Consider the following 18,288-nt stretch of genomic DNA (forward strand, 5'->3'; position numbering starts at 1 on the left):
ACCTCGTGGCCCAGAGCCCGGATCTGGCGCGCCCAGTGATGGGCGGTGGCGCAGGCCTCCATCGCCACGATGGTGGCGGGGATCTTCTTGAGCGCCGGCAGCAGCTTGTCGCGCGAGACGCGCTCGGTGCTCACCACGGCGCCCTGCGCGTCCTGGGCCTCGAACTGGAAGACGGACTTGGCGATGTCCAGGCCGATGATGCTAATCTGCGTCACGGACGGTCTCCTCGGTTGGGTGTCAGACGACCTCAACCTGGCACTTATGATGCCGGCGGGGGCCGTCCACCCCAACATCCCGGGGCCGCGACAGCGGAACCCGGGATCCATAGCCGCCGACGACGCAGGATGAGACGGAACGCTGGTCGCTCTATCCTGAAGCGTCAGCGTTTATGGATCCCGGGTTCTCGGCTTCGCCGAGCCCCGGGATGACATCAAGGGTTTCACGACGTTCGGTGTCCAGGTCGGCGAAGCGCTCCGCGGCTACCGCCGCACCCGCCGGCCCCGCGCCTCTTCGGCCACCGCATCCTCCTGCGCCCGCAGCCGGTCCACGAACACCGTCGCCGCCCGGGCGATGTGCTGGCGCGAGAGCTGATCCGCGGAGTCGCCGTCGCCGGCCGCGATCGCGTCGAGGATCGCCGCGTGCTCGTCCCAGATGCGGCGCGGCATCGTCTCGTCCTCGCGCAGGACCTCACCCATGATCCGCCGCAGGTGGTTGAAGTGCGGCGCGGCGGTCTCGACGATGATCGGGTTCTCGGCGATCTCGCCGAGGAAGCGGTGGAAGGCGATGTCGGCCGCGATCAGCTCCGCGACCGATCCGGTCTCCGCCGCCGCGCGCCCCGCCGTCACGAGGGGAGGGCCCTCGGCGCGGGCGCGGGCCGGGTTGCGCTCGGCGGCGAGCCGGCTCGTCAGCCCTTCGAGCACGCCGCGCACCTCGTAGAGGTTGCGCACGAACGAGGCTTCCAGCGGCGCCACCACCAGCCCGCGGCGCGGTGCGTCGCGCACGATGCCGTGGTTGCGCAGCAGCAGCAGCGCCTGCTGCACCGGCTGGCGCGAGACGCCGTAGGCATCGGCGAGCTCGTCCTGGATCAGCCGCGTGTTCGGTGCCAGCCGGCCTTCCGTGATCTCGCTGAAGATCGCCCCGTAGACCTGCTCGACGAGCCGGTGTCGCGTCGGGCCGCTCGTGTCGGTCGCACCGACCATGGCCGGACCCCCTCTTACGCAAAAACACTCCTCTGACGTGTTGCGCAAACCAGGCGCCCGTGCAATACCGAATTCGAAATTCGAATTCTGAATTCAATAAATGTCGCGGCCGGAAAGGCTGACGGGTTCGGAATTCCCGAGGGAGAAACGCCATGACTCGCCCCTGGATGCCCAATCCCCGGACGTCTCACGTCCGCCCGACGGGTCTTCACCGCCGCCACCTGCTGGCCACCGGCCTCGGGGCCACAGCGAGCCTCGCCGCAGGCTTCCCGCGCCCGGCCCTGGCGCAGGGCCAGAAGCTCGCCTTCAAGCTCGGCACCGACCTTCCGGTGCCGCATCCGGTCAACGTGCGCCTCAAGGAGGCGATCGCGGCGATCGGCAAGGAGACGAACGGCGCGGTCGAGATCAGCCTGTTCCCGTCGAACCAGTTGGGGAGCGACTCGGACATGCTGTCCCAGATCCGCTCCGGCGCCCTCGAACTCGCGACCTTCCCTGGCACCGTGGTCTCGACGCTGGTGCCGGCGACCTCGCTCACCGGCATCGGCTTCGCCTTCACGAGCTACGACAAGGTCTGGGCCGCGATGGACGGCGAGGTCGGCGGCTACATCCGCAAGTCGATCGAGAAGGCGAACCTCGTTCCGTTCGAGACGACCTGGGACAACGGCTTCCGGCAGATCACCACCAGCACCAAGCCGATCCGCACGCCCGACGACCTGAAGAACTTCAAGATCCGCGTGCCGGTGGTGCCGCTCTGGGTCTCGATGTTCTCGGCGCTCGGCGCCGCCCCGGTCAGCATCCCGCTGAGCGAGGCCTATTCGGCGCTCCAGACCCGGATCGCCGACGGGCAGGAGAACCCGCTGGCGCTGATCAACTTCGCCAAGTTCTACGAGGTGCAGAAATACTGCTCGCTCACCAACCACGCCTGGGACGGCTTCTGGATGATGGCGAGCGGCCGGGTCTGGAAGGGCGTGCCGGCGGACGTCAAGGCGATCATGGAGAAGCACCTCAACGCCGCGGCGTTGAAGGAGCGCGACGACATCGCCCAGGCCAACCGCGACACCCAGAAGGAGCTGGAGGGCAGGGGGCTCGTGTTCAACGCCACCGATCCCAACGCCTTCCAGTCCGCGCTCAAGGCGACGAAGTTCTACGGCCAGTGGCGCGAGAAATTCGGGCCGGAGGCCTGGGCGCTGGTGCAGAAATATGCCGGGGATATCGGCTGAGAATTTTTTCGAGTTTGCGCACGCCTCAAACTCACACCGTCATCCCGCGGCTCGCCGGAGGCGAGAACCCGGGATCCATAACCGCCGACGATGCCGGATCAGGCGACGGCGTTCCGTCTCTTCCTGAAATGTCAGCGGTTATGGATCCCGGGTTCCGCTTCGCGGCCCCGGGATGACCCCGAGGGTGGCACGCCCGTCGAGAGTGCCGAATGCAACCAAATACGTCTTAAGCAGAAAGACTGAGCGAGGACGACCACGATGAGGGATGTGCTCACGCCCGGGCAGATGCTCGCCGTCCAGGCGCGCCTGCAGCCCGACCGGATCGGCGCGCGCGACCTCGAGCGCGAGATGACGTTCCGGCAGTGGAACGCCCGCGCCTGCCGCTTGGGCAATGCCCTCCTCGGCCTCGGCCTGAAGAAGGGCGACCGGGTGGCGGTGCTGGCCTATAATTGCGTCGAGTGGCTGGAGCTGTATCCGGCCATGGCGAAGGCCGGCCTCGTCGCGGTGCCGATCAACTTCCGGCTCGTCGGCCCCGAGGTGCGCTACATCCTGGAGGATGCCGAGGTCTCCGCCCTGATCCTGCAGGACGAACTCGCCGGCACGATCGAGGAGATCCGCGCCGACCTGCCGATGCCCGAGTCGCGGGTGGTGTGGTTCGGCGCGGCCCCGTGCCCGGCGGGCTTCTCCTCCTACGAGGACCTGATCGGCAAGGCGAGCGAGGACGAGCCCGGCACGGCGGTCGACCCGGCCGACCCGTGGATGCTGATGTACACGTCGGGCACCACCGGCAAGCCGAAGGGTGCCATCCGCTCGCATCGCGGCGCCGCCATGCTGTCGATGATCACCGACATCGAGCTCGGCGTCCACCGGCGCGATTCGGCGCTGCTGGTCATGCCCCTATGCCACGCCAACTCGCTCTACTTCTTCGGCGCGTTCAGCTATTGCGGCGGCGTCACCAGCGTCTATTCGCGCAAGAGCTTCGATCCCGAGCATTGCGTGCGGGCGCTGGCCGAGGGCGGCGCCAGCTTCACCTCCCTGGTGCCGACGCATTACGCGATGATGCTGGGCCTGAGCCAGCAGGTGCGGGAGCGCTACGACCTCACCCGCATCACCCGCCTGATGATCTCCTCGGCCCCGGCCCGGCCCGACACCAAGCGGGCGGTGATGGAGTTCTTCCCGAATTCCGGTCTCTACGAATTGTACGGCGCCACCGAGGTCGGCTGGGCGACGATGCTGCACCCGCCCGAGCAGTTCACGAAGCTCGGCTCGGTCGGCCGCGAATGCGTCGGCTCGGCGCCGATCAAGCTCCTCGACGAATCCGGCAACGAGGTGCCGGACGGGCAGGCCGGCGAGCTGTATTGTAGCAATCCCTACCTGTTCGACGGCTACTGGAAGCTGCCGGAGAAGACCAAGGAGGCCTTCCGCGGCGAGTACTGCACCGTCGGCGACATGGCCCGGCGCGATGCGGACGGGTTCATCCACCTCGTCGACCGCAAGAGCAACATGATCATCTCCGGTGGCGAGAACATCTACCCGTCCGAAGTCGAGGCCCTGCTCGGCAGCCATCCGGCGGTGCACGACGTGGCGGTTCTGGGTCTGCCCGACGAGACCTGGGGCGAGCGCGTCCACGCGGTGATCGTCCTGCGCGACGGCGCCAGCGCCACCGAGGCCGAGATACTCGGCTGGTGCAAGGATCGCTTGGCCGGCTTCAAGCGCCCGCGCACGATCTCGTTCATGGAAGATGCCGCGATGCCCCGGACTGCGACGGGGAAGAACCTGCACCGGAAGCTGAAGGAGCGGCTGGTGCGGGGGGAGGGGTAGGGTGCCGGTGTCCTCTACCCCTAGGATACACCGCAGAACAGCAGGTTGCCCGGTGCGGGAGCGACGGCCGAGAGCATGAACCCTCCCTCCTCTGCGGGGGAGGGTGGCGAGCGGAGCGAGCCGGGAGAGGGGACGCCGCTTCCGAATATGGCGGAGCCGCCGTAAAGGGCGCCGACTGGAACAGCGTCGCGCTGCCCCTCTCCCGACCCTTGCTGACGCAGGGGCCACCCTCCCCCGCAGAGGGGGGAGGGGAAGGGCGCTCTATTTCAATGAGGCAGCGGATCCGGGCGTCGTGATCTGCGACGATGCCTGTCTCGCCCGGGATGCATCCCGACGCCAGCACGACGCGCCGAGGGCGCGAACAACGACACGAACGGGAGGGAAACCCATGAGCCAGCAGGCCACCGTCCAGGACCTCAACGCCGACGCGCAATCCTGTGCCGCCTGGATCGCCCAGTTCCTGAAGGCGCGCGGCGTCGACCGGGTGTTCGGGCTCCAGGGCGGCCACATCCAGCCGATCTGGGACCATTGCGCCCGCCTCGGCATCCGCATCGTCGACGTGCGCGACGAGGGTGCGGCCGTCCACATGGCCCACGCCCATGCCGAGCTGACCGGCGAGCTCGGGGTCTGCATGGCGACCGCCGGGCCCGGCGTCACCAATTGCGTCACCGGCATCGCCAACGCCTCGCTCGCCCGGGTGCCGGTGCTGCTGATCGGCGGCTGCACCTCGCGGCCGCAAGCCAATCTCGGCCCGCTCCAGGACATCCCGCACGTCGACATCCTGCGCCCGGTCACCCGCCAGTCCCGCACCGCCCGGGTCGCCGACCAGGTCATCCGCGAGCTCGACGAGGCTTTGGCCCGCGCCATGGGCGATCTCGGCGAGCCCGGCCCCGTCTACATCGAGATCCCGACCGACGTGCTGCGCGCCCACGTGCCGGCGCAGCTGGTGCTCGACGACTGGATGCGGCCGAAGGCGCCCCGCGTGCTGCCGCCCGATCCGGCCGGAATCGCCGCCGCCGTCGAGGTGCTGTGGGGCGCGCGTCGCCCGCTGGTGGTGAGCGGCCGCGGCGCGAAGACCGCCGGGCCCGAGCTGGTACGCCTGCTCGATGCGCTGGGCGCGGTCTATCTCGACACCCAAGAGAGCCGCGGCCTCGTGCCGGCCGACCACCCGGCGACCGTCGGCGCGATGCGCGCCGCCGCGATGACCGAGGCCGACGTGGTCCTGGTGGTCGGCCGCAAGCTCGACTACCAGCTCGGCTACGGCTCGCCGGCGGTGTTTCCGAACGCCCGCTTCGTGCGCATCGCCGACACCGCCGGCGAGCTCGTCGACAATCGCCGCGGCGAGCCGGAGCTGCTCGCCACCCCGGCGCTCGCCCTCTCGGCGATCGTCGACGCCGCCGGCAACCGTGCACCCGCCCTCGACCGTGCCTGGGCGGAGGGCCTGCGGGCGCGCCACGTCAAGCGCTCGACCGGCACGACGGTGCCTCAGACGGGGGAGGACGGCCGAGTCCACCCGGCGGCGATCTTCGACGCGATCCGGCAGGTCTTAGGCCCCGACTACATCGCGGTGGCCGATGGCGGCGATCTCCTGAGCTTCGCCCGGGTCGGCCTGGAGGCGCGGACCTACATGGATGCCGGCGCCTTCGGCTGCCTCGGCGTCGGCGTGCCCTACGCCACCGCCGCGTCGCTCGCCTATCCCGACCGGCAGGTGATCTGCGTCACCGGCGACGGGGCCTTCGGCATCAACGCGATGGAGATCGACACCGCGGTCCGCCACGGCGCCAAGCCGGTCATCATCGTGTCGAACAACGCCGCCTGGAACATCGAGCGCTACGACCAGGAGTTCAATTACGGCGGCCGGGTCGTCGGCACGCTCTTGGCCGATTCCGACTACGCCGCGATGGCCCGGGCCCTCGGCGCCCATGGCGAGCGGGTCGAGCGGCCGGAGGACTTGGCCGCCGCAATCGAGCGGGCGCTGGCCAACGCCCCGGCGCTCATCGACGTCACCACCTCGCAGGTCGCGGTGTCGTCGGACGCCCGCAAGGGACTGGGCTTCGTGCCGGACTACCAGCCACTCACCGCCTGGGACGATGCCGAGCGGCGGCGGCGGGGGGAGACGGTGGGATGAGTCGATAAGAGCCTGTCTGACTTTCTCAACAGTCTTTCCACCCTCTGTGTCATTCCGGGGCCGCGCAGCGGAGCCCGGAATCCAGACACTCAGGTGTTCCAGAACGAAGCGGAACGCTCACTGCTTTATCCTGAACGCTCTGCGGTTCTGGATTCCGGGCTCCGCTACGCGGCCCCGGAATGACGCGGAGCGTGATCAGTCTGTAGAGACCAGTCGAACTGGTTCTCACGATAGTGCAGCGTCGAGAATAAAGCGGGTCCCTCTCTCCGGACGATGCCGGGCAAGTCCGGAGAGGGAACACGCGCCACGTCCTTTCCCGTGACAGCCGCGCTTCACCGACCCGGGGCGCGATCCGGCGGCGGGCGGTACGCCTCGGGGGGCAGGTCGCGCGACAGGGTCTCGCCGGCGCCGCGGCCCGGAGCGGGGCTCGGCGTCGGGGTGACGCCCGGGGGCTCGGCGGGCTGGGGACCGTCGGTGATGTAGCGCTGCGACCCGCTGCGGGGCGCGGCTTCGGGGGCCGCTGGGGTCTCGAGCGGACGCGCCTCGGGAGTCCGGGATTCGGGGGCTCTGGGCGCGAGGTAGCGGCGTCCGCCCTCGGCCGGCGGGGGGACCGGGACGGTCGGGCGCGGCGGGGCGGGTTCCGCCTGCGGCTGGGGCGGGGGCCGCGGGCGCTCCGGCGGGGGCGCCGGACGGGCCTCCTGCTCCGGCGCCCCCGCCGGGGCGGGTCGGGGCGCCGGTTTCGCCACCCGGCGGCGGGGGACCGGGCGCGCCGCGGCGGGGGCCCGGACCGCGCCGTCGCCCGGCAGCGCGATCGTCAGGTGCCGGATTGCCGCGACGAGGTCGTCGAGGCTCGCCTGCGCGGTGCGGCAGAGCCGGATCCGCAGCGACAGGGCGCGGCGCGGCGCGGAGGGATCGGTGGTGCCGAAGATCCCGTCGCGGGACGCGGGGATTCCTTCCCGGGACGCGACCTGCGCATCGCGCCGCGGCCGCTCGAACCACTGCCAGGCGTAGAGGCAGTCGGCGCCGAGCGCCAGGCCGACCGGGCCGTAGGCGTTGCGGGGCGGCACCGCCTGGATCCGCATCGGCTCGCCGGGAAAGCGCACGGCGATCTCGCCGGCGATGCCGAACTCGCTCGGCTTGGCGAGGCGCGGCGGGAAGGCGAGGAGCAGGTCGCCGGTCTCGTTGCGAAGCGCGATCTCGGCGTGGTTGCGCCCATCGCCGCCCTCAAAGCGGATGCGCTGATCGAAGCCGTCGCGGTGACGCGTCTCGATCACCGCGGCGACCCGGCCGGCGCCCGGCAGCCGCAGGGCCGGGACGGTCTGCGCGGGGGCGGGGCCCGCCCCCGCGAGGAGCGCCAGGACAGCGGTGCAGAGAGGAACGAGGCAGGGGCGGGCGCTCACGGATAACCCTTCTCGGCGGGAACCGCGCGCTCCGAGGTGGTGCGGGCCGGCACCGAGAAGCGGACGCTCTCAGGGGAGGCGGAGCGGGTGCGCTCGCCCTGCTGGTCCTGCCACAGCGTCCCGGGCGGAGGACCGGCCAGGCCCTCCGGCTTGTCGAGGCCGTTATAACCCGGCAGGAGCGCGTAGCCGTAGCGCTCGTAGGGCATCGCCCCCGCACCCGGCACCCGGCGGGCGACGAGCGGCGGCGCCGGCACCGACGGCTCGCGGGCGTAGGCCCCCGCAGGGGCCTGGCCGGTCGCAGCCGCGGGGTAGCGCAGAGGATTGTCGAGGGGCACCGCCAGGGGGAACTCGCCGCGCTGGACCGCCGGCGGCACCGCCTCGGTCCGGCCCCCGGCGCCCGGGGCGTCCGGCCGCGGCACCCGGCCGTAGGAGGCCTGCGGTTCGGGCCGCACGGCGTTCGCCGCCGCGGGTGCCGCCCGGCCGCCGGTGGAGGCGGTCGCCCCCTGCACGGCGCAGGGCAGCGGGGGACCGCCCTGGCTCTCGCGGAACAGGAGGTCGACCACCTTCGGAAACAGGCCGTCGTAGCGGTTGACCACCTCGAGGTAGGGCCGCTGGCGCCGCAGGCGCTGGAGCGTCAGGGCGTAGCCGAACACCGTGCTCTCGCTCGGCATCCAGGCCACCGCGCGCTGGAACCACTCGAGGGCGGCGTCGAACTGGCACGAATTGTAGGCGTACCAGGCCAGCCCCTGCGCGCCCTCGCCCGACGCCGTGGCGTTGACGACGCGGGCGTAGCGCTCGATCCGGGCCGGCTCGATGTAGGGCGGGCTCGCCAGCGTCAGCTTGCGCTCCAGGAGGTCGATGAACAGCAATTCGTTGCCGACGAAGCGGTCGCGCCACGCATAGGCCACCTCCTCGGCCTCGCGCATCATGTTGAGCTCGCGCAGGGTGTGGGCGAGGCCGTGCGCCACCATGGCGTCGCCGCCGCGCGCGATCGCCATCTTGAACCACTCCAGCGCCTCGCGGAACTGGCGCCGCTTGTAGGCGTACCAGCCGAGCAGCCCGGTCTGGCTCGGCTCGGCGGTCTTGCGGGCATAGGCCTGGAAGGCGGTGAGGTCGGGCAGGGTCGGGGTCTGGGCCGGCTCGTCGTGCAGGAAGGCGGCGATCCGCGCCCGGGTGATGTCGAGGCGGATCGGCTCGAACTCGGAGGCCCCGGAGGGATCCTGCCGTCCCATGGCGATCAGGCGCTCGGCCTGCTCCATCTTGATGTGCGCCATCGCCTTCTGGATCGTGGCGAGGCGCGCGCCGGTATCGGCGTTGCCGTCCAGCACCGACTTGTAGAGGTTGAACGCGTCCTCGCTCGCCCCCGTGGCAGCGAGGTCGTCGGCGATGATCCAGATGCTCTCGACGTCGGCCGGGTCGAGGGCGCTCGGATCGGCGCGGTAGAGCGCGACGACCTCCTCCGGGTTCTTGCCGGCGGCGGCCGCGATGCTGGAGCGGAACTCCGCCCGGCGCAGCTTGCGCCCGAGTTCCTCCGAGGGCTGCCAGGACGGCTCGACCGAGCGGCGGGCGGTGATCGCGGCGCGCAGGTCCTGCAGGCGGCCGGCGGTGAACAGGTCCCAGAGCGGCGCCTCCTCGGGCGGGCTCGGCTGCAGGCTGTCGAGGTCCGGCGGCTCGGTCCAGCCCGGATAGAGCCGCTTCAGGCGGGCGATCTCCGCCCGCATCCGGGCGGTCTGCTTCTGCGAGGCGTAGTAGCGCAGCGCGCTCTCGTCGACCATGCCGGGGGTGCGGGAGGTCTCGGGGTCGACCATGATGGCCGGCGCGCGCACGCCGTCGCCGTAGACGACCCGCGGCAGGGCGGTGTCGGGCGCCTGGGCGAGGGCCGGCAACGCGGCGAGGCCGAGCGCGACCGCGAGGGACAGGGTCTGTCTCACGACTTGAGGCATGACGGGTAGCGCATCCGGGCCGCGACCAGGGCGAGGAGGTGGAGCGTCGTCGGGTAGTAGTTCTGCCCGTCCTGCACGCTGCGTAAAGACTCCGGGAAGGGCGTGCCGTCCTGCGCGCAGGCGACGAGGGCGGGGAGCGCGGTGTAGCCCGGCTCGGTCAGCCACTCGACCGGGCGGCCGTCGCGGGTGTCGACGATCGGCAGGCGCTCGCGGTCGATCCCGCCCCACAGGGTCCGGAACGGCGCGTAATCGTCCGGCCGGCCGACGCCCGCCCAGGCGAGATAGAGCGGGATCCGGATGGCGTTGTAGGAGAAGAGCGGCGGGAAGCCGTCGGCGGGGCGAAGCGCCTCGTCCCTGGCGGAGATCCACTCGGTCGGCAGGCCGCTCGGGCCGAAGCGCGCGCGGCGCAGCACCTCGACGCCGCTGCGGATCACCGCGGCCCAGTCGTATTCCGGCGCGACGATGCCGAGACGCTGGAAGGCCGGGAAGACCCAGTAGGACAGGTTGACGAGCGGCCCGTCGGCCCGGTCGCGGGCGGCGAACCCGGCGACCGCCGGCAGCACCAGGGGGCCGGGCGCCGCGCGGAACAGGATCGTCTTGCGGCCGAACTCGACGGCGAGGCGCCGCGCCGCCGTGCGGTAGGACGGCTCGCCCCAGGCCTCCGCCGCCTCGGTCAGGGCCCAGGCGACCAGGATGTCGCCGTCGGTGGCGTTGTTCATGTCGGAGACCGCCGGGCGGTGGTCCGGCGCCCAGCGCCAAGCCAGGAGCTCGTCGGAGCGCACCAGCAGGTTGGCCCGGGTCCAGCCCCAGATCCGCTCGAAGGCCGGCCGGTCGCCCGCCGCCACCGCGAGCAGCATGCCGTAGCCCTGGCCCTCGCTGTGGCTGATGAAGCCGTTGGCGGTGTCGACGATCCGGCCCTTCTCGGTCACGAACCGGGCCCGGTAGGCGCGCCAGCCGGGATCGTCCCCGAGGCTGCCGGCGAGCGCGAGCCCGGCGGCCCGGCCCGGCCTCTCGCCCGGACTGGCCGAGGGCAGGCTCGGGACGGCGGTGGCGGGGGGCACGGGAGTCGGTTCCTGTCCTTGCGCGACCTGACCTTGCAAGACTTGACCCAGCACGGCCTGACCCTGGGTGCCGTCGGGCGCCTGTGCCGGGAGCGGTGCTTGAGGGGCTTGCTGTGCCTGCGGCGCTTGCTGTGCCTGCGGCGCTTGCGCCCATCCGGGCATCGCCGAGAGGAGCAGCGACGCGGCGCAGGCGAGGGCGGGGAGGATCCGGCGGCTCATCGGTTCCTCCGGCCGAGCTGGCGCACCAGGCTCGTGGTGGCGAGGCCGAGGCAGAGCGCCATGACCAGCGTCATCACCACGTAGGCGCCGGGATTGAGGGAGAGCCACGCGGCGGAGACGAGCCGCAGGTTCGCGAGGCCCCTCCCTTGCGTCTCGATCAGCCCGACGCGCTTGGGCTGCACGGTGGTGAGGCTGCCGTCGGAGGCGTCGAGGAAGGCGGCCTGGCCCGACAGGGTGGTCCACACCACCGGATCGACGAGGCAGGAGACAGAAGCCTTGAGGATCGAGGCGTTCGGGGCGGTCACCACCACGGTGCCGTCCCGGAGCCGTCCGCCGGCCCCCTGAGCGATGATCAGCGAGGCGCGGGGATTCAGCGGCACCGCCTCCGGCGCCGGCCCGCCGGCGAGGCGGAGCGCGAGGTCGCGGGTTTCCACCGCCCGCTGGACCAGCCCGGTCCAGGCATTGGCGAGCACCGCCGGGACGATGGTGAGGCCGCGTGCCGATTCGTCCCAGCGGGCGACCAGGTCCGCCTCGCTGTCGGCAGGTGACTCGGTCGGATCAGGCGCGGGCGCCTGCGGGGCGGCCTGCACGGACGCTTGCTGCGCGGAGACTTGCTGCGCGGACGTTTGGATCGGTTGCGCGGAGGCCGTGCGCAGGGGCGTGGTGAGGGCCGGCAGGGCGCAGCGCATCGGCAGGTTGCGGCGCAGGCGGTCGAGGGTGACGACGCCCTCGGCCCCGAACGGGCCGGGGGTGGCGACGGTCTCGGCCCGGCCCTCCCAGATCCCCCGGACCTGCGCCGGATCGAGCCCGACCGCCTCGAGGGTGGCGGGGGTCAGCGCGCGGACCGGGGCGACGATCAGGTGGGCGCCGCCGCCCGCCTCGCGCTCGTCGCTGCCGATCTCGAAGTCGATCACCCGGTTTGCCGCGATGGCGAGGCGGGCCGCCAGGGTCGCGGCGGCGGAGGCCGAGTCGCGGTCGGGGGTGGGCAGGACGAGGCGCGGACGCGGAGCAGCGGCCGGGATGTTCGGCGCCAGGAACGGCACCGCGCCGGCCTTGACGGCGGCGAGGTCGGGGCTGCGCACCGCGCGGGCGAGGGCCGGGATGTCGATCCGGGTGCGGTCGAGGAAAAGGAAGCGCGCCCGCCGGGCGCCCGGCGCCAGGGTATCGCAGGTCCGGTCGGCGGCGGTGGGGAGCTGGGCGCTGATCTCGACCCGGTTCAGCCCCGGCCGCCACAGGCTCAGGGGCAGCGGAATCGCGCTGTCGGTGAAGACCTCGCCGCGGCTGTAGGGCAGGGGCACGCTGGCGGCGTTGCGGCCGTTGATGTCGACGACGATCCGGGCGCTCGGCTCCAGGCCGGCGGCGTAGCCGCCGGCGAGGTGCAGGATCACCTTGCCGTAATCGGCCGGGACGAAATCCGCCGGGAAGCGCACCGCGAAGCCGACCCGCAGCAGCCGGCCGTTGAACTCGCGGCTCGCGACCCCGAGCTGCTCGAGGGTCAGGCTCTCGCCGCCCTCGACCGGGATGCCCCGGGTCAGCTCGGCGAGCCGCGTCCCCGGCGGCGTCCCGGATTCGTCGCCCGAGGCGGCGAGCGTCGCGATCGCCTGGCGCACGTCCGCCGCGCTCACGCCGGTGACGACGAGGACCGGGGCGCGGCTGCCGCGCGGCGCCAGCACGGCGACCCGCGGGCCGGTGATGGGACCGAGCTCCTCCAGCCCCTCGGTGCCGCGGATCTCCGCGGCGGTGCCGACCGCGAGGGTGAGGCCGGCGCGGCCGGAGAGGGCGGGGCCGAAAGTCACCGCCGGCCGGGCGAGCCGCCCGACCAGGGCGACCGCCTGCACGGCGCCGATCATCCGCTCCAGCCGCTCCGGGCTCGGCCGCTCGGCGAGCAGCACGCCGATCGGCAGCGCCCCGCTCTCGTCGGGCTCGAGCGCGGCCAGGGTCTTGAGGTCGAGGTCGGACGCCTGGGCCACGACGAGGCCGGAGCGCGACGGATCGATCTGGGTCCACAGCTCGTAGGTGGCTTCGGTCGAGCAATCGACCCGGTGGCGCTGGCTCGCAGCGAGGGTCACCGCGTTGTAGCCGGGCTTGAGCACGCCTTCGGGGAGCGGGAACTCGACCACCTTGACGGCGCCGGGGGCCTGGATCCGGGTCCAGCCGACCCGGGTGCCGTTGACGCTGCCCGACAATTCGGAGGATTCCGGCGCCACCGAGATCGCCGAGAGGTAGGAGACGCGCAGCTTCGCCGGGCCGCGGGCCTGCGCCTCGGTCACGAAGACAGGGTATTGCAGCGACGCTTCCTCGCCGGCGAGACGGTAGCCGCCGGTCCCAGCGGGAAACCGCCGCGCCGCCTCGACCGCCGCCACCACCGCCACGCCGCGGCGGGCGGGGTTGGGCTCGGGTTGGGCCTGCGGTGCTTGTGTTCCCTGTCCTGGCGGCCGTGGCGGGGCGCGCAGGGGCTCGCCGGTGGGCGGCAGGGTCAGGCGCTCGGTCGGGCCGGTGCCGAGGAAGCTCTGGGCGAAGGTGGGGGTGGCGAGGAGGCAGGCGACCAGCGCCGCCAGGGTCGCGGTGAGGCGCCCCCCCCTTCCTGGCGACCTCGGGCTCTCACGAAGGTGATCACCCTTGTGGCAGGGCTGTTCAGGAAGAAGCGCGGGTTTCCCCCTCTCCCCGCGGGCGGGGAGAGGGCGGCTGACCCCTTGTCGGGTCAGCCGCGAGCCCGCAGGGCGAGGGTGAGGGGGCGGTGCCGGAAGAGGCTCATCCGGGGGCACCCCCTCACCCTCGCTCCGGCTCAAGCCTCCGCTTGCTGCGTCTCCTGAACGGAGACACAGCCCTCTCCCCGCCCGCGGGGAGAGGGGAAAACCCGCGCGGATCCCGCGTTGAAGAAGGGCAAGGCGGCGGAAGGTCATCGCCGCCTCACGCCGCATCGGTGCGCCGGCCGCGGGCGGCGAGCGCGCGGTCGTTCTCGAAATCGAGCATCAGGCGGACCCAGTCGCCGTCGGCCTCCGCCTCGGCTTGGTTCGCAGCTTGGTTCATGCCCTGGGTCGCATCTTGTGCCGCGGTCTGGGCGTGAGCCTGGGGTTGGGCGGCGTCGTGAGCCTGCGTGCGGATCGGGAGCGTCGGCCGGGCGAGCGGGGCGAGGGGCAGGTCGACCGGCTGGGGCGGAACGGCGTCCCGGACCGGCTCGTCGTAGACCGGGCTCGCCTCGGAGGCCTCGACCGGCATCGGCCGGCGCTCGCCGGCGAGCGCGTAGCGCAGGGCGCGGATCGGCTCGGAAAAGCCCCACCAGATGAATTGCAGCGTGCCGGTGAACAGGTCCTTGTGGCGGCGCCGGCGCAGCTGGAACCGGCGCATCGCCTCGGCATCGCCGTACATCAGCCCGGCCAGCGCGACGTAGTCCTGCGGCCGCAGGGTCCCGAAGGCGAGGCGGCAGACCGCGTCGGCGCCGGACCGCTCGACCGGCCCGAGCACCACCGGCAGGGCGCCGGCGGGGCGGGCTCCCGCCACCGGCACCACCGTGAGCGTGCCGGGGACCGGGCGGTGGCCCGCGCCGGGTGCGAGGAACGCCGCCGGCATCCGCACATTGCAGGCCTCGGCCGAGACCCGCTCGATCGCCACGTCGACGGCCCGGCCCCCGAGGGTGAGCTGGCCGCGGCGGGCGATCGCCAGGGACGGCGTGCGCTCGAGCTGGCGCCGCTCGGCGCAGACCCCGAGCGCCGCCCCGGCGGTGAGCAGGTTGAACAGGTTCCACAGCCCGACGACCAGCATCAGGTTGGTGACGCCCGGCTCGAACAGGTAGCGCCAGGCCGCGACGACGCAGCCGGTCAGGAGCAGGCCGTAGACCGCGAAGAACGGCAGCGAGAGCGCCGACAGGTGGTCGTGATCGAGCGTCGCACCCTTGTTGGTGACGTTGAAGGTGGGCTTTCGCGGCGACCAGATCACCGAGACGATCGCCTTCGACAGGTACAGGCCCTGGACGTACTCGTAGAGCTCGGAGACGAACGGCCAGCGGAACTTGCCGTAGACGTAGTTCTGCATCATCAGGTTGATGACGATATAGGTCGCCGTGTAGGCGATCGATTCGTCGACGCTGGCGACGAAGATCTTCAGGTCGAAGAAGATGTGCAGGAGCGGCGCGAACATGAAGACGAGCCGCGGGACCGGGAAGAACCAGAACGTCATGCTCGACAGGTAGGCGAGCTTCTGGATCGGCTTGAGGCCGCGCTGCAGGGCCGGGTTCTTCAGGAGCAGGATCTGGAACATGCCCTGGCACCAGCGCGAGCGCTGGCCGATGAAGTCGGCGAGCGTGTCGGGCTGGAGGCCGGCGATCAGCGGCTTGTCGACATAGGCGCTGGTCCAGCCGCGGGAATGCAGCTCGAAGGCGGTCTCGCAATCCTCCGTGATGGTGATGCCGGCGAAACCCCCGGCCTCGTCGAGGGCGGTGCGGCGCAGGAGCGCCGCCGAGCCGCAGAAGAACGAGCCGTTCCACTTGTCGAGCCCGGCCTGGGTCACCGCGTAGAACATCTCGTTCTCGGACGGCATCCGCTCGAAGGTCTTGAGGTTGCGCTCGATCGGGTCCGGGTTGAGGAAGGCGTGCGGGGTCTGGACCAGGAAGAGCTTCGGATCCTCGGCGAAGTAGCCGACGGTCTCGGCCAGGAGCGAGCGGAACGGCACGTGATCGGCGTCGAGCACCAGCACGAGGTCGCCGGTGGCGAGGCTAAGCCCGTTGTTGAGGTTGCCGGCCTTGGCGTGCTCGTTGCGGGCGCGCGTCAGGTAGCGGGCGTCGAGGTCGCGGCAGAGCGCCTGCAAGGCGGCCCGGCGGTCCCGTGCGGCCTGCGCCTTCTCGGGGTTCGGATCGGCGCATTTCTGGTCGGTGCCGCCGTCGTCGAGGAGCCAGACGGTGAGCTTGTCGGGCGGGTAGTTCATCTGGCGCGCGGCGGCCAGCGTCATCGCCAGGATCTCGGCATCCTCGTTGTAGCTCGGCACGAAGACGTCGACGGTGGGCAGGTCGGCCGCCGGCACGGCGGCGGGCGGGGGGCGGCGCAGCGGCTCGGCGTTGATGATCAGGCTGACGAACAGGATGAAGACGCAGTACAGTTCGCAGAGGAGCAGCAGCAGCCCGAAGCCGAAGCTGACCGGATCGCCCGGGGAGGGCAGGGTGTCCGTCACCCGCCACAGGATGTAGCGCAGCACCACCAGGCTGCCCATCGCCAGGAAGACGAAGCGCGTCCGCGGCCCGTCGAAGACCAGCCACAGCCCGGCCATCGCCGCCATGGCGGCGAGGCTCATCGCGAGCTGGTTCTGGGTGCCGACGGGCTGGCTCAGGAGGGCGAGGCCGGCCGCCGTCGTCCCCATCCAGGCCAGCCATCGCAACACACGCACCACGCCCGCCACCTCAGAATCGCCGCGACCCCTACGCCATAGGAATATGTCGGTTTCTCGTTACGAGAACCTGCTTTTTTTCGATCGCCCTCAATGGATCGGAGCGTGAAAACCGTTCCTGTCCCGTATCAAATTGCCACACGTGATCGTGGATCGCCTTGGGGCCGGTCTCATTTCATCGACTGTCCTGCGACGGCGAGACCGATTTTTATAGGAATATTTTGTAAGATCGTAGTCCAAGGACCAGGCCCCGGACGATGACGGTCGCGATCAGATCAAATTCCGATCCAGATGTCGTCCGCACGGTCGTCTTCGAGCGCGGCCGTCGACACGGTGCAGGACCGGTCCGGCGCCCTCGTGCAGCCAGTAGAGCAGGTGGGACAGGGATCTTTCTCAACGTCAGCACGGTGCCGCATTTCGCAACTCGGGGTTGCGGCACGGGTCAGGTTGCAGGCCGGCACCCGAAGCGGTCGACGGTCGTCGCGGTGCATGGGCGATGCGCCGCTCGACCGGGCCGCCGGCGGATGCTGCCGATCGTGACTTCGGGCAATGGCGGGGAGGATCTCGATCCGCGCGGCTCTTCTGCGGGCGAGAGCCGCGACCGCTCTCGGCAGCGCGTCGCCGGCTCATCCCGGCTCAAGGCAGCGCGTGGCGCCTCACACCCTCGCGCGGTCTCGCCGATCGACGCGGAGCCCTGACCGGCAACCCGCTTCAGGTCCGCCTCGTCACGCCCCGGGCCGAACGCCGACACCGCCCGATCGCGGCGCGATCGGGCGGTGCTGGTTCTTGCTCCGACACTCTCGTCCGTGGCGGAGCGGCCCGCGCCCCGCCGTCGAGTACCCTAGAACGGGATGTCGTCGTCCAGGTCGTCGTAGCGCTTCTGGTTGCCGCCGCCGGACGAAGCCGGGCGCCGCTCGCCGCCGGACGACGAGGAGGAGCGCCCGCCGCCGCCGCTGCGACCACCGCCGCCGCCACCGCCGTAATCGCCGCCGCGGCTGATCTGGCCGCCGCCCATGTCGTCGGCGCCCATCTCGCCCATGCCGCCCTCGGCTCCACCGCCGCGACCGTCGAGGATGGTCAGCTCGCCGCGGAAGCGCTGGAGCACGATCTCGGTCGTGTACTTCTCGACGCCGGACTGGTCCTGCCACTTGCGGGTCTGGAGCTGGCCCTCGATGTAGACCTTCGAGCCCTTGCGCAGGTACTGCTCGGCGACGCGGGCCAGGTTCTCGTTGTAGATCACGACCGAGTGCCACTCGGTCTTCTCCTTGCGCTCGCCGGACGCCTTGTCCTTCCAGGACTCGGACGTGGCCAGGCGCAGGTTCACCACCGGATCGCCGGAGGCCAGCCGGCGGGTCTCGGGATCGCGCCCGAGATTGCCCACCAGGATCACCTTGTTCACGCTGCCCGCCATCCCGCTCTCCTCTCGTTCCATCTCACTCGGGCGCATGCCCGGCCGACGCCGCGGACCACCGCTTCGGTCACGCGAGTTGGGCCGAACAGGCCGGGACCGGCAAGGGGAGGGACGCCTTTGTGCCCGCTTCACACATGCCGGAGGCCAAGGCGCGTTCTATATTTGTTCGATGCGCGAGGCAAGTGTGATCGCGAAGTGCGAACCGCTCCTCCGATCACACTCCACGTCATTCCGGGGCCGCGCAGCGGAACCCGGAATCCATAACCGCTGACAATGCCGGAAGAAGCGGGACGCTGGTCGCGCTATTCTGACATCTCAGCGGTTATGGATCCCGGGTTCTCGCCTTCGGCGAGCCCCGGGATGTTGGGGTGGACGGCCCCCGCCGGCATCATAAGTGCCAGGTTGAGGTCGTCTGACACCCAACCGAGGAGACCGTCCGTGACGCAGATTAGCATCATCGGCCTGGACATCGCCAAGTCCGTCTTCCAGTTCGAGGCCCAGGACGCGCAG

Annotated in this window: 11 protein-coding genes and 1 pseudogene; 3 read left to right on the forward strand and 9 right to left on the reverse strand. The window is 71.5% G+C overall.

The genetic code is table 11. From position 1 onward, the window contains the following. A pseudogene (locus BM430_RS32945) lies at positions 1–215 on the reverse strand (IS110 family transposase); the annotation flags it as partial. 264 nt (positions 216–479) lie between these two features. Then, positions 480–1,199: a GntR family transcriptional regulator gene (locus BM430_RS32950; protein ID WP_093571399.1), complete on the reverse strand. Its 720-nt coding sequence runs from the start codon at positions 1,197–1,199 to the stop codon at positions 480–482. A 152-nt stretch (positions 1,200–1,351) separates the two neighbouring features. Between BM430_RS32950 and BM430_RS32955 the strand changes: the two genes are divergently transcribed. The 3 genes from BM430_RS32955 to BM430_RS32965 all read left to right on the forward strand — a co-directional run bounded on the left by BM430_RS32955 (position 1,352) and on the right by BM430_RS32965 (position 6,368). After that, the gene (locus BM430_RS32955) at positions 1,352–2,419 is read left to right on the forward strand and encodes a TRAP transporter substrate-binding protein (protein ID WP_244539775.1); all 1,068 of its coding nucleotides are present in this window, start codon (positions 1,352–1,354) and stop codon (positions 2,417–2,419) included. 258 nt (positions 2,420–2,677) lie between these two features. Then, positions 2,678–4,240, forward strand: a complete 1,563-nt coding sequence (locus tag BM430_RS32960) for a class I adenylate-forming enzyme family protein (protein ID WP_093571401.1) — start codon at positions 2,678–2,680, stop codon at positions 4,238–4,240. Between the two features lie 388 nt (positions 4,241–4,628). Then, positions 4,629–6,368 (forward strand): thiamine pyrophosphate-binding protein, encoded by a 1,740-nt coding sequence (locus BM430_RS32965; protein WP_093571402.1) that lies wholly within the window; start codon positions 4,629–4,631, stop codon positions 6,366–6,368. A 332-nt stretch (positions 6,369–6,700) separates the two neighbouring features. On the opposite strand, the gene bcsN is transcribed toward BM430_RS32965, so the two are convergent. From bcsN to BM430_RS35110, 7 genes are all read right to left on the reverse strand, one after another. Then, positions 6,701–7,768: a cellulose biosynthesis protein BcsN gene (gene bcsN, locus BM430_RS32970; protein WP_244539776.1), complete on the reverse strand. Its 1,068-nt coding sequence runs from the start codon at positions 7,766–7,768 to the stop codon at positions 6,701–6,703. Beyond that, positions 7,765–9,711, reverse strand: a complete 1,947-nt coding sequence (locus BM430_RS32975) for a hypothetical protein (RefSeq protein WP_093571403.1) — start codon at positions 9,709–9,711, stop codon at positions 7,765–7,767. Before BM430_RS32975 ends, bcsN begins: the two co-directional genes overlap by 4 nt. Continuing rightward, the gene (locus BM430_RS32980) at positions 9,696–10,991 is read right to left on the reverse strand and encodes a family 8 glycosyl hydrolase (RefSeq protein ID WP_244539777.1); all 1,296 of its coding nucleotides are present in this window, start codon (positions 10,989–10,991) and stop codon (positions 9,696–9,698) included. The genes BM430_RS32975 and BM430_RS32980 overlap by 16 nt, the downstream gene beginning before the upstream one ends. Further along, positions 10,988–13,549 (reverse strand): cellulose biosynthesis cyclic di-GMP-binding regulatory protein BcsB, encoded by a 2,562-nt coding sequence (locus tag BM430_RS32985; RefSeq protein ID WP_093571408.1) that lies wholly within the window; start codon positions 13,547–13,549, stop codon positions 10,988–10,990. Before BM430_RS32985 ends, BM430_RS32980 begins: the two co-directional genes overlap by 4 nt. A 352-nt stretch (positions 13,550–13,901) precedes the next feature. Continuing rightward, positions 13,902–16,379: a UDP-forming cellulose synthase catalytic subunit gene (gene bcsA / locus BM430_RS32990; RefSeq protein WP_093571404.1), complete on the reverse strand. Its 2,478-nt coding sequence runs from the start codon at positions 16,377–16,379 to the stop codon at positions 13,902–13,904. Between the two features lie 829 nt (positions 16,380–17,208). Beyond that, entirely contained in the window at positions 17,209–17,778 is a 570-nt protein-coding gene (ssb, locus tag BM430_RS32995; RefSeq protein ID WP_093571405.1) for a single-stranded DNA-binding protein, read from the reverse strand. A gap of 302 nt (positions 17,779–18,080) precedes the next feature. Continuing rightward, on the reverse strand, positions 18,081–18,288 hold a 208-nt coding region (locus BM430_RS35110; protein ID WP_210188475.1), incomplete at its 5' end, for a hypothetical protein.

The organism is Methylobacterium sp. 174MFSha1.1 (assembly GCF_900116815.1).
In the GTDB taxonomy this organism is placed as follows: domain Bacteria; phylum Pseudomonadota; class Alphaproteobacteria; order Rhizobiales; family Beijerinckiaceae; genus Methylobacterium.

Bases quoted from the DNA above. Each gene is read 5' to 3' on its own strand.
- BM430_RS32980 (WP_244539777.1), bottom strand. From the start codon at position 10,991: ATGAGCCGCCGGATCCTCCCCGCCCTCGCCTGCGCCGCGTCGCTGCTC.
- BM430_RS32960 (WP_093571401.1), top strand. From the start codon at position 2,678: ATGAGGGATGTGCTCACGCCCGGGCAGATGCTCGCCGTCCAGGCGCGC.
- BM430_RS32950 (WP_093571399.1), bottom strand. From the start codon at position 1,199: ATGGTCGGTGCGACCGACACGAGCGGCCCGACGCGACACCGGCTCGTC.
- BM430_RS32975 (WP_093571403.1), bottom strand. From the start codon at position 9,711: ATGCCTCAAGTCGTGAGACAGACCCTGTCCCTCGCGGTCGCGCTCGGC.
- BM430_RS32955 (WP_244539775.1), top strand. From the start codon at position 1,352: ATGACTCGCCCCTGGATGCCCAATCCCCGGACGTCTCACGTCCGCCCG.
- BM430_RS32965 (WP_093571402.1), top strand. From the start codon at position 4,629: ATGAGCCAGCAGGCCACCGTCCAGGACCTCAACGCCGACGCGCAATCC.
- ssb (WP_093571405.1), bottom strand. From the start codon at position 17,778: ATGGCGGGCAGCGTGAACAAGGTGATCCTGGTGGGCAATCTCGGGCGC.